Origin of the sequence: Castellaniella sp., assembly GCF_041677825.1 — a bacterium.
GTDB lineage: Bacteria > Pseudomonadota > Gammaproteobacteria > Burkholderiales > Burkholderiaceae_B > Castellaniella.
Map to the genome: position 1 here is coordinate 26,811 of NZ_JBAYPG010000031.1, position 10,479 is coordinate 37,289.

A 10,479-nucleotide genomic window follows, 5' to 3' on the forward strand; every position below is an offset into this window, starting at 1 on the left:
ACCATGAATACACCGGAACCAACAGGCCAGGACGGTTTTCAGCCCCTGGCAGCGGGGCCTGTGCTGCGGGATGCAGCGGCCGGGCCCTGGCACCGCCGCTGGCTGGTGGTGGATGAGGATCTCAACTGGCTGGATGCCCGGCGGGCCCCCGAGCTGCCGGGCCTGCACCTGCAGCTGAGATTCGGGTATCTGGCGCTGCGTGCGTCAGGCATGCTGCGCCTGGATGTCCCCCTGGATGTCATCGAGGACGATCCCGAAGTGGAGTGCCGGGTCGGGGTGGCCGGGCAGTCTGTCAGGGCGGTGGATGAAGGTGATCTCGCTGCGGCCTGGTTTTCGCAATGGCTGGGGCAGCCAGCCCGGCTGGTCAAGATCCACCCCGAGGCGTCTGCCGTGCATTGGCCCGCATAGGATCGGGCAGCCGGGTTTGAATCCGGCATCCTGGGCCGCGCCTGGCGCGATCTTCGCGCGCCGCGGGGCGCCTGCAGGGCCTGCAGGATGCGTATCGGCTCAGTCTGGCGTCTGTGCGTGCTGCTCACGCCAGAGCCTGGCCTTGGCGTGCAACCAGCGTTCCACGGACGGGAACACGAACTTGCTGACATCCCCCCCCAGGATGGCGATTTCACGCACGATGGTGCCCGAGATGAATTGGTACTGATCGGATGGCGTCATGAACAGGGTTTCGACTTCGGGCAGCAGGTGGCGGTTCATGCCGGCCATCTGGAATTCATACTCGAAATCGGACACGGCCCGCAAGCCGCGCACGATGACGCGGGCGTCCTGCTCGCGCACGAAGTCCTTGAGCAAACCGGCAAAGCTGCGTACCCGTACGTTGGGATAATGGCCCAGGACCTCATCGGCGATTTCCAGCCTTTCCTGCAGAGTGAAGAAGGGTCGCTTGTTCTGGCTGTGCGCAACCCCGACGACCACCTGATCGAACAGGCTGGCTGCGCGCCGTACGAGATCCTCGTGCCCGCGTGTGAGGGGGTCGAAAGTGCCCGGATAGACAGCTGTGATCATTCAACCTCCGCTGGATGGATGGTATGGGGATCCGGTTCATCAGGGGCATTATTCCCGTTTTCTTGCAATGCAGCAAACCGGAACAGTCCGTAGTGGACGCGCCCCGCCCTGGCTTGCCGCAGCAGCCTGCTGCCAGTGGGTGGCGCCGGCAGGCGTGCTTCGGATTCAAGGTAGATGAGCCCCTGATCCATCAGGGCACGCCCGGCCAGCGGCAGCACGCGTTCCAGCCATCGGCCTCCGAAGGGTGGGTCCAGGAGCAGAAGATCGAATCGTGGTCGCGTCAATTGCTGCAGAAACGCCACAGCGTCTGATGCGTGGATATGGATGGCCGGTGCGCGCAGCCGATTCTGCAGGGCGTGCAGCCCGGCCAGCGCGATCGCAGAGGATTCGACCAGACAGGCTTCCGCCACCCCGCGCGAGGCGGCCTCGAACCCCAGGGCGCCAGTGCCCGAGAAGAGATCGAGCACCCGCCGACCCTCGAAACGCCCGCCCCACTGATGGTACAGCCAGTTGAACAGGGTCTCGCGGACGCGATCGGGCGTAGGACGCAGCTGCGCGGCGACGGGCACCGGTATCGGGGTTTTGCGGTACGTACCGCCTACAATACGGATCTGGTGTTTTTTCATGCGTTGCAGTCACGCGGGAACGACATACTCCAGCCCGCCCATTTTGCACCGGGTGCAGGTGTCGGGCCTCGCCATTTGCATAGCCTTTCAGTGTAAAGCCCATGTTCAGATTTTTCAGGAAAAAGGGGTCCGCGGACGTCAAGAATGACGCGCCCGACCCTGATGTGCCCACTCAGGCCGCCGATGAGGCATTGCGGCCAGTGGGTGTCGACCTCGCCGGATCGCCGCCTGGTGCGACCGGTCTGCCGGCAGATGTCGCCGCGTTGCAACCGGATGCGCCCGCATTGCCGGCGGATGTCGCTGCGCTGCAACCGGATGCACCCGCATTGCCACAAGGGATCGCTGCGCCGGCGTCCGGGGGCGTCGAGCCAGCGCCCGTCACCGCGATAACGGCGGGTTCGGGGCAGGCTGCACAGGCCGTTCCACCCGGCGAGAAGAAACGCTCCTGGCTCAGTCGGTTGCGCAGCGGGCTGGCACGTACCAGCCTGGGCGGCCTTTTTGTGGGGGTTCCTGTCGATGAGAATCTCTTCGAGGAACTCGAGACGGCGCTCATCCTGGCCGACGCCGGGGTCGAAGCCACCCAGCAGCTGCTGACGGCCTTGCGCCAGCGCGTGCGCAAAGAGCGTCTCGAACAGGCCGAAGAGGTGCGCAAGGCCCTGCAGGGCCTGCTTGCAGATCACCTGCGGGTACTCGAGAAACCGTTCGTGGTCGGTGCGACACGGCCCATGGTGATCATGGTGGCTGGCGTCAACGGTGCTGGCAAGACGACATCCATCGGCAAGCTGGCTCATGCCCTGCAGGCGCGTCAGGCGTCCGTACTGCTCGCGGCCGGCGATACCTTCAGGGCGGCAGCGCGCGAGCAGCTGCAGGCCTGGGGCGCGCGCAATCAGGTGGCGGTCATCGCCCAGGAGGGCGGGGATCCCGCGGCAGTGGCCTTCGATGCCGTGCATGCGGGTCAGGCGCGTGGGGTGGATGTCGTGATCGTCGATACCGCAGGGCGCCTGCCTACGCAGTTGCACCTGATGGAAGAGCTCAGGAAGATCCGCCGGGTGATCGGCAAGGCCATGGCCGATGCGCCGCATGAAGTGCTGCTGGTCGTGGACGGCAATACCGGACAGAATGCGCTGGCGCAGATCCGGGCTTTCGATGCCGCGCTCGAACTGACGGGGCTTGTGGTCACCAAGCTCGATGGCACCGCCAAAGGGGGCACGCTGGCGGCCGTGGCGGCGGGCAGCCAGGGGGTACGGCCCGTTCCGGTGTACTGGATCGGGGTGGGTGAAGGCATGCAGGACCTGCAACCCTTTGTTGCCGATGAGTTCGCAGAAGCCCTGCTTGGCGGGGCCTGAAACCCATTGGCATTAAAATAGCCGTTTCAGGGTTTTATCGACAGGCTGGACAGCGTCATGAGTATTCCAAAGGCAGCGGTGTCCGCTGCATCACCGATGTTCGACATTTCTCCGGTGGCCGAGATCATGGCCGAATTGCGTGCCGGGCGCATGGTCATACTGGTCGATGAAGAAGATCGCGAAAACGAAGGGGATCTGGTCCTGGCGGCAGATTTCGTCAGCCCTGAAGCCATCAATTTCATGGTCACGCATGCGCGCGGCCTGGTGTGCCTGACGCTCACCGAAGAGCGTTGCCAGCAGTTGCAACTGCCCATGATGGCCAGTCAGAATGGTACCCGTTATGGCACCAATTTCACTGTATCCATCGAGGCTGCGCAGGGTGTGGATACGGGCATTTCGGCGGCCGACCGGGCGCGCACCATTCAGGCCGCAGTCGCGCGCGATGCCAGGCCGGCCGACCTGGTGCAGCCGGGCCACATTTTTCCCGTGCGCGCCGTCCAGGGGGGGGTGCTGGTGCGCGCGGGCCACACCGAGGCGGGCTGCGACCTGACCGCCATGGCGGGCCTGACGCCGGCTGCGGTGATCTGCGAGATTCTCAAGCCCGATGGCACCATGGCGCGCCTGCCCGATCTCATGGTCTTTGCACGCGAGCACGGCCTGAAGATCGGCACGATTGCCGATCTCATCCAGTACCGCAGCGAGCATGAATCCATGATAGAGCGGCTCGTGGCTCGTCGGGTGACCACGCCCTGGGGCGCGTTCACCGCGGTCGCCTATCGTGATCGTGCATCGAACGCACCCCACCTGGCGCTGGTGCATGGCGAGATCCACCCCGATCGTGAAACGCTGGTCCGGGTACATGAACCCACCAGCGTGGTCGACCTGCTCTGTGATTGCAATACCCAGCACAGCTGGTCGATTCCCGAAGCCTTGCGCGTCATTTCCGCTGCGCCCAGTGGCGTGATGGTGCTGCTCAACTGTCATGGGGCTGCCGAGCAGATCTTCGCGCAATTTGCGCATTGGCAACGCCAACAGGCGCCGGATGCGCGAACTGCAGCGGATTCCGCAGGAGAGCGTCACGGGCTGCGCACATTCGGCATCGGAGCCCAGATTCTGCGTGATCTCGGCGTCGGACAGGCCCGCCTGTTGGCCAGGCCACGCAAAATGCCCAATGTGGCCGGGTTTTCTCTCACCATTACGGGTTACCATAACGAAACCGGCGGATCCGACGCCACGACTTGATCAGGATTGCAGATATGAACCCCTACGTGATGACCCCCGATCTCAACGGGGAAGGCCTGCATATTGGTATCGTTCGCTCACGGTTCAATGCCGAAATCGGCGAGGCCGAACTCCAGACCTGCCTGGCAGAGCTCGCCACCCTGGGTGTCGACGAGCGCGATGTCATGCTGGTTTCGGTACCGGGTGCGCTCGAAATTGGCACGGCCCTGGCACAGATGGCCGAAACCTTCGAATTCGATGCCCTGATTGCGCTGGGTGCCGTCATTCGGGGCGAAACCTACCATTTTGAGATCGTCAGCAATGAATCCGCGGCTGCCATCAGCCGGGTAGCGCTCGAAACCGGGGTGCCGGTGGCCAACGGCGTGCTCACCACCGATACCGATGAACAGGCGCAGGCGCGTGCCGCCGACAAGGGGCGCGACTGCGCGCGTGCCGCGGTCGAAATGGCCAATCTCGTGGCCGCGCTCGAACCCGAACTCGATGAAGACGATTTCGACGAAGACGACGACTTCGACGATGACGATGACGATGACGACGATGATGACGACGACTGAGTCACGCGCCGCGCGTGCTCCGGCGCGCGCGACATCACGCAGCGCACGCCGCATCGCACGCGAATTCGCCCTGCAGGGCATTTATGCCTGGTTGCTGCAGGGGGTGGCGGGCAGCGACGAACTCGGTGCCATCGATGCCCATGTGCGTGATGGCGCCGATTTTTCACAGGCCGATGCCGTCTGGTACGAAACCCTCCTGCAGGGGGCCGTGCGGCAGGCGCCCGCGCTGCGCGAACGTTTCCTGCCGTATGTGGACAGGCCGCTGGCTGAACTGTCCCCCATCGAGCATGCCATCCTGCTCATGGGCAGCTTCGAACTCATCCATCACATCGAGGTCCCTTACCGCGTGGCCATCAATGAAGCGGTAGAACTGGCCAAGTCATTTGGCGGCACCGACGGCTATCGATTCGTCAACGGCGTGCTCGATCGGCTGGCTGCCGAAGCCCGGGCGGCTGAATTTCAGGCCCGGGCCCGATCCTGAAGCGGGGCCGCATGGTGCAAGGCGGCGAGTTCGATCTCATCCGGCGGCACTTCAGCCGTCCCGTGCCCGCGCCCTTTCTGGGGGTGGGTGACGACTGCGCCTTGCTGCCGGTGCAAGAGGGCCACCAATTGGCGGTCAGCACCGACATGCTCCTCGAAGGCCGGCATTTCCTGGCCGACTCAGACCCCGTCGACCTCGGGCACAAGGCCCTTGCAGTGAACCTGTCCGATCTGGCGGCCATGGGTGCCCGGCCTTTGGGCTGTACCCTGGCGCTGGGCGTGGCGCAGGTGGACGACGCATGGCTCGAAGGCTTTGCCCATGGCTTTCATGCACTGGCGGATGCCAGCCACTGCCCGCTGCTGGGTGGTGACACCACGCGCAGCATGCAGGGTGTCGTGCTGTGCGTGACCGTGCTGGGCGAAGTGCGCCCCGAACATGCGCTGCGCCGCGACGCAGGGCACCCTGGCGACGATATCTGGGTGTCGGGGCCCCTGGGTGCAGCTGACATTGCACTGCGCTGGTTGCAGGGGCTGCTGCCCGACCCGGAGGGCCGTCTGGCACCGCTGCGCACGGTCCTCGAACGGCCGCAGCCCCGGCTGGCGCTCGGGCAGGGCCTGAGCGGGCTGGCACATGCCGCCATCGATATTTCCGACGGCCTGTTGCAGGATCTCGGCCACATTCTGGCTGCCAGCGGGTGTGCCGCGCGCGTTCAGTTCGATGCCATTCCAGTGCATCCGGCCCTGCAGGGCCTGGATCCCGATCTCGTGCAGCACGCCGTGCTGGCCGGGGGGGACGCCTACGAATTGTGCTTCACCGCGCCTGCCGGGCAGCGCGCGCAGATCGAGGCATTGGGGCGGCGCCTCGGGATGGCGCTGGCGCGCATCGGCGCCCTCGTGCGTGGTACGGGTTGCGAGGTGTTCGATGCCAATGGGAACCCCATGGTCGTCCAGCAGGCCGGATTTGATCACTTCGCCGATACCGGCAACGATCGGTCGCCGGGTACACCCCCATGAAACCGGGGCCGGGCGCATCTGGTGGCGGTCGTGAAATGCATCGCAGCCGGCCTGGGCCCGCCTGGGTATTTGCCCGGCCAGAGCGCATTCTGGCCTTTGGCTTCGGGTCTGGCCTGCTCACGCCGGGGCCAGGTACCTGGGGTACCTTGCTGGGCTGGGCCTTGTGGGTGGTCTTGCTCGAGGGGCTGGGTACGATACCCATGGTCGTGCTGCTGGTGGCATCGTTCGGGGTGGGCTGTCTGGCCGCGCAGCGCTGCGGGCAGGACCTGGGTGTAGCCGACCATGGCGGCATCAACTGGGATGAGATCGTTGCCATATGGCTTGTGCTCTGGCTGGTGCCTGCCGGTTTTTGGCCCCAGTGTACGGCGGTGATCCTGTTCAGGGCCTTCGATATCGTCAAGCCGCCACCCGTGAACTGGCTGGATGCGCGTTTCAAGAATGGCTTCGGTGTCATGGTCGATGACCTGGTGGCCGCACTGTATGCCATACTGACCATGGCGGTATTGGTGCATTTCGGGGTGTTCGCATGATTGACGACGAGATTCGAGTTCTGGCATCCGGTCTTGGGGCCCATCTGCACGGCGCGGGCCTGTTGTGTGTGACTGCCGAATCCTGCACGGGCGGCTTGCTGGCCGGGGCCATCACGGCGGTTCCAGGATCCAGCCAATGGTTTGACCGTGGCTGCGTCACGTATTCGAATGCGGCCAAGACCGACCTTCTGCAGGTCTCCGTGCATACGCTCGAGCGGCACGGTGCAGTGAGCCAGGAGACGGCCATTGAAATGGCTTCGGGCGCGCTGCTGGCGGTGCCCAATGCCCAATTGGCCCTGTCCACCACCGGCATTGCGGGGCCTGATGGGGCCACTGCGGGCAAGCCGGTCGGCATGGTGTGCTTCGGGTTGGCGCGCCGCATGCCCGCCGGCATCGTCACGCGCGCGGATGTACGGATATTCGACGGCGACCGCCAGGCCGTGCGGCTGGCGGCCGTACGCCATGTGCTGCAATGGGCACTGGACAACGTGCCGGCCTGAAGGTCATCGCCCGGGTGCTTCGCGCGGCGGGGTCTCGAGCGCCACGCGTATGGCGCTGCGTGTGGCACGTGCTGTTCTGGCGGCAGCCTGGGCCCAGTTCTCATCCGTTCCGGCATACAGGATCGCGCGTGCCGAATTGATCATCATCCCGGTACCGTTGGCTGTGCGGCCGGCTGTCACGGCTGCCTGTATGTCGCCGCCCTGGATGCCTATGCCCGGAACGAGCAGGGGCATGTCGCCGATGCGCCTGCGCACATGGGCGATTTCTTCCGGGAAGGTCGCGCCCACCACCAGCGCGCACTGGCCCGTCGTGTTCCAGACCCGTGCCACCTGATCCGCAACGTGCAGGTACAGCGGTGTGCCGTTGGCCAGCCGCATGTCCTGCAGGTCGGCCCCCCCGACGTTGGACGTGCGACAGAGGATGATCACCCCGCGGTCTCCGTAGTCCAGATAGGGCTGGACCGAATCGCGGCCCAGGTATGGGTTGACCGTGACGGCATCCACCCGGTAGCGCTCGAAGGCTTCGCGGGCATATTGGCCGGCCGTGCTGCCGATGTCGCCGCGTTTGGCGTCGAGCACGATCGGGAGGTGAGGGTAGTGTTCGCGAATATACTGGCACACGTCCTCGAGCTGGTCTTCTGCACGGTGGGCAGAGAAATAGGCAATTTGCGGCTTGAATCCGCAGACGTAAGGGGCCGTGGCATCGATGATGGTCTGACAGAAGGTCCGGATGGCGTCAGGCTTGCCGGCCAGTTCAGCCGGGAATCTCCGAGGGTCCGGGTCCAGGCCCACCATGAGGAGGGAATCCTGGGTGGCCCAGGCTTTTTTCAGTTTGTCGATGAAGTTCATGGCAATACAGGTTCGGCGTCAGGAAGTCGGTAAGTCGGTAGGTCGGTAAGTCGGTAGGTCGGGGAGATCGAGGATATGGAGCAGGGCGGCGAGCAGGACCTGCGCTCGTGGCGCATGGCGTGGCCCGACCCGTGCGGCATCAACTGGGCCACCAGCGCGGCAGCAGCAGGCTGACCCAGGTGGCCAGTGCAAGGACCGTGGCCAGCAGGACTGCGGCACTGCCAAGATCCTTTGCGCGCCCGAGCAGCGGGTGGTGATCCGTGCTGATTGCATCGGCCAGTGCTTCAATGGCCGAATTGACCAGTTCGACGATCAGCATCAGCCCGATACTGCCAATGAGCAGCAGCTGTTCGAGGGGACCGTGCCCCAGCCAGATCGCCAGCGGCATGAAGACGATGGCCAGCGCGACCTCGAGCCGGAAGGCGGCTTCGTGGCGCCAGGCCGCACCCAGCCCCTGCATGGAAAAGCCAAAGGCCTGCACGATGCGTGAAACCGGCCCGGTGCTTTTGTCAAAGGGGGTACGTGCCATGTCGGGTCCAGTGATGTTGGCATCCTTCCACACCCTGAAGGACGTGGTCTGCCGCGCTCTTGATCAGCGATCATAGATAGCCCCGCTGTTTTGTTCAAGCGGCCTGCAGAAAAAACCCCCGCCGGGGCCAGACCCAGGCGGGGGTGTGCAGCCCACGCAGGGTGGGCTGCTGTCGGATCGTGGTGCAGCGGGGCTCAGAAGCCGCCCATGCCGCCCATACCGCCCATGCCACCCATATCGGGCATTGGGGCTGCCGGTTTGTCTTCCACGATTTCCGCAACTGCAGCTTCGGTGGTCAGCAGCAGGCTGGCCACTGAGGCGGCGTTTTGCAGCGCCGTACGGGTGACCTTGGTGGGGTCGATCACGCCTTGCTCGACCAGATCACCGTACTGGCCCGTGGCGGCGTTGTAGCCATAGTTGCCTTCGCCCTGCTCGACAGCGTTGACGATGACGCTGGCTTCGTCACCGGCGTTGGTGACGATGGTGCGCAGGGGTGACTCGATGGCGCGCAGTACCAGCTTGATGCCGGCGTCCTGGTCTGCGTTGGCACCCTTGACCTTGGCCACGGCCGCCTTGGCACGGATCAGGGCGACGCCGCCACCCGGCACGATGCCTTCTTCGACGGCTGCACGGGTGGCGTGCAGGGCGTCTTCGACCCGGGCCTTCTTTTCTTTCATTTCGACTTCGGTGGCTGCACCCACGCGAATCACGGCCACACCACCGGCGAGTTTCGCAACGCGCTCTTGCAGTTTTTCACGATCGTAGTCGGACGTGGCTTCTTCGATCTGGGTGCGGATCTGCTTGACACGCGCCTCGATGTTGGTGGCTTCGCCGGCACCGTCGATGACGGTGGTGTTTTCCTTGGCCACTTCGATGCGCTTGGCCTGGCCGAGCAGTTCGAGGGTTGCCTTCTCGAGCGACAGGCCGGTTTCTTCGGAGATCACCGTGCCGCCCGTCAGGATGGCGATGTCTTCGAGCATGGCCTTGCGGCGGTCACCAAATCCGGGGGCCTTGACTGCCGTGGTCTTGAGGATGCCGCGGATGTTGTTGACCACCAGGGTGGCCAGGGCTTCGCCTTCGACGTCTTCGGCCACGATCAGCAGCGGACGGCTGGACTTGGCCACTTGCTCGAGCACCGGCAGCAGGTCGCGGATGTTGCTGATTTTCTTGTCGAAGATCAGGATGTACGGATCTTCGAGCACCGACACCTGCTTGTCGGGGTTGTTGATGAAGTACGGCGACAGATAGCCGCGATCGAACTGCATGCCCTCGACCACGTCGAGTTCATTTTCGAGCGACTTGCCGTCTTCGACCGTGATCACGCCTTCCTTGCCGACCTTGTCCATGGCATTGGCGATGATTTCGCCGACGGACTCATCGCTGTTGGCCGAAATGGAACCGACCTGGGCAATGGCCTTGCTGGTGGTGCAGGGCTTGGAGAGGTTGTGCAGTTCGTCGACGACGACGGCCACGGCCTTGTCGATGCCGCGCTTGAGATCCATCGGGCTGATGCCGGCGGCCACGTATTTCAGGCCTTCTTCGACGATGGACTGGGCCAGTACGGTGGCCGTGGTGGTGCCGTCACCGGCATTGTCGGATGTCTTGGAGGCGACTTCCTTCACCAGCTGGGCGCCGATGTTCTCGAACTTGTCCTTGAGCTCGATTTCCTTGGCGACCGAAACCCCGTCCTTGGTCACGTTGGGGGCGCCGAATGAGCGATCGAGTACGGCGTTGCGGCCCTTGGGGCCCATGGTGGTCTTGACGGCGCTGGCCAGGATGTTGACGCCACGGA

13 protein-coding genes are annotated in these 10,479 nt (G+C 64.5%); 8 read left to right on the plus strand and 5 right to left on the minus strand.

All coding sequences use genetic code 11. From position 1 onward, the window contains the following. Positions 1-3: 3 nt before the first annotated feature. Positions 4-408: an MOSC N-terminal beta barrel domain-containing protein gene (locus WCY17_RS12315; protein ID WP_372702487.1), complete on the plus strand. Its 405-nt coding sequence runs from the start codon at positions 4-6 to the stop codon at positions 406-408. Positions 409-507: 99 nt separating this feature from the next. On the opposite strand, the gene coaD is transcribed toward WCY17_RS12315, so the two are convergent. Both coaD and WCY17_RS12325 read right to left on the minus strand, forming a co-directional pair. Continuing rightward, positions 508-1,017 carry a pantetheine-phosphate adenylyltransferase gene (coaD, locus tag WCY17_RS12320; protein WP_372702488.1) on the minus strand — a complete coding sequence of 170 codons (510 nt, stop codon included), beginning with the start codon at positions 1,015-1,017 and terminating at the stop codon, positions 508-510. Then, entirely contained in the window at positions 1,014-1,643 is a 630-nt protein-coding gene (locus tag WCY17_RS12325; protein ID WP_372702489.1) for an RsmD family RNA methyltransferase, read from the minus strand. The genes coaD and WCY17_RS12325 overlap by 4 nt, the downstream gene beginning before the upstream one ends. Before the next feature lie 101 nt (positions 1,644-1,744). Here WCY17_RS12325 and ftsY point away from each other — a divergent pair, with 101 nt between their 5' ends. Genes ftsY through WCY17_RS12360 form a run of 7 tightly spaced genes read left to right on the plus strand, consistent with a single transcriptional unit; the run spans position 1,745 to position 7,309 of the window. Further along, entirely contained in the window at positions 1,745-2,989 is a 1,245-nt protein-coding gene (gene ftsY, locus WCY17_RS12330; protein ID WP_372702490.1) for a signal recognition particle-docking protein FtsY, read from the plus strand. Positions 2,990-3,046: 57 nt separating this feature from the next. Next, a complete protein-coding gene (gene ribBA, locus WCY17_RS12335) occupies positions 3,047-4,231 on the plus strand; it encodes a bifunctional 3,4-dihydroxy-2-butanone-4-phosphate synthase/GTP cyclohydrolase II (RefSeq protein WP_372702491.1) in 1,185 nt (394 codons plus the stop codon). Between the two features lie 14 nt (positions 4,232-4,245). Continuing rightward, a complete protein-coding gene (gene ribH / locus WCY17_RS12340) occupies positions 4,246-4,785 on the plus strand; it encodes a 6,7-dimethyl-8-ribityllumazine synthase (RefSeq protein WP_372702492.1) in 540 nt (179 codons plus the stop codon). Then, entirely contained in the window at positions 4,760-5,266 is a 507-nt protein-coding gene (gene nusB / locus WCY17_RS12345) for a transcription antitermination factor NusB (protein WP_372702493.1), read from the plus strand. The genes ribH and nusB overlap by 26 nt, the downstream gene beginning before the upstream one ends. A gap of 11 nt (positions 5,267-5,277) precedes the next feature. Further along, entirely contained in the window at positions 5,278-6,279 is a 1,002-nt protein-coding gene (gene thiL / locus WCY17_RS12350; protein ID WP_372702494.1) for a thiamine-phosphate kinase, read from the plus strand. Further along, a complete protein-coding gene (locus WCY17_RS12355; protein WP_372702495.1) occupies positions 6,276-6,809 on the plus strand; it encodes a phosphatidylglycerophosphatase A in 534 nt (177 codons plus the stop codon). The genes thiL and WCY17_RS12355 overlap by 4 nt, the downstream gene beginning before the upstream one ends. Beyond that, the gene (locus WCY17_RS12360) at positions 6,806-7,309 is read left to right on the plus strand and encodes a CinA family protein (RefSeq protein ID WP_372702496.1); all 504 of its coding nucleotides are present in this window, start codon (positions 6,806-6,808) and stop codon (positions 7,307-7,309) included. The genes WCY17_RS12355 and WCY17_RS12360 overlap by 4 nt, the downstream gene beginning before the upstream one ends. 3 nt (positions 7,310-7,312) lie before the next feature. On the opposite strand, the gene pyrF is transcribed toward WCY17_RS12360, so the two are convergent. The 3 genes from pyrF to groL all read right to left on the minus strand — a co-directional run. Beyond that, a complete protein-coding gene (pyrF, locus tag WCY17_RS12365) occupies positions 7,313-8,158 on the minus strand; it encodes an orotidine-5'-phosphate decarboxylase (RefSeq protein ID WP_372702497.1) in 846 nt (281 codons plus the stop codon). A 139-nt stretch (positions 8,159-8,297) separates the two neighbouring features. Beyond that, positions 8,298-8,687: a diacylglycerol kinase gene (locus tag WCY17_RS12370; protein ID WP_372702498.1), complete on the minus strand. Its 390-nt coding sequence runs from the start codon at positions 8,685-8,687 to the stop codon at positions 8,298-8,300. Between the two features lie 194 nt (positions 8,688-8,881). Then, the coding region (gene groL / locus WCY17_RS12375; RefSeq protein WP_372702499.1) for a chaperonin GroEL at positions 8,882-10,479 on the minus strand (1,598 nt) is incomplete at its 5' end.

Coding starts and splice junctions, on each gene's coding strand:
- WCY17_RS12325 (WP_372702489.1), bottom strand. CDS start 1,643: ATGAAAAAACACCAGATCCGTATTGTAGGCGGTACGTACCGCAAAACC.
- coaD (WP_372702488.1), bottom strand. CDS start 1,017: ATGATCACAGCTGTCTATCCGGGCACTTTCGACCCCCTCACACGCGGG.
- ribBA (WP_372702491.1), top strand. CDS start 3,047: ATGAGTATTCCAAAGGCAGCGGTGTCCGCTGCATCACCGATGTTCGAC.
- thiL (WP_372702494.1), top strand. CDS start 5,278: ATGGTGCAAGGCGGCGAGTTCGATCTCATCCGGCGGCACTTCAGCCGT.
- WCY17_RS12315 (WP_372702487.1), top strand. CDS start 4: ATGAATACACCGGAACCAACAGGCCAGGACGGTTTTCAGCCCCTGGCA.
- pyrF (WP_372702497.1), bottom strand. CDS start 8,158: ATGAACTTCATCGACAAACTGAAAAAAGCCTGGGCCACCCAGGATTCC.
- WCY17_RS12360 (WP_372702496.1), top strand. CDS start 6,806: ATGATTGACGACGAGATTCGAGTTCTGGCATCCGGTCTTGGGGCCCAT.
- nusB (WP_372702493.1), top strand. CDS start 4,760: ATGACGACGATGATGACGACGACTGAGTCACGCGCCGCGCGTGCTCCG.
- WCY17_RS12355 (WP_372702495.1), top strand. CDS start 6,276: ATGAAACCGGGGCCGGGCGCATCTGGTGGCGGTCGTGAAATGCATCGC.
- ftsY (WP_372702490.1), top strand. CDS start 1,745: ATGTTCAGATTTTTCAGGAAAAAGGGGTCCGCGGACGTCAAGAATGAC.
- ribH (WP_372702492.1), top strand. CDS start 4,246: ATGAACCCCTACGTGATGACCCCCGATCTCAACGGGGAAGGCCTGCAT.
- WCY17_RS12370 (WP_372702498.1), bottom strand. CDS start 8,687: ATGGCACGTACCCCCTTTGACAAAAGCACCGGGCCGGTTTCACGCATC.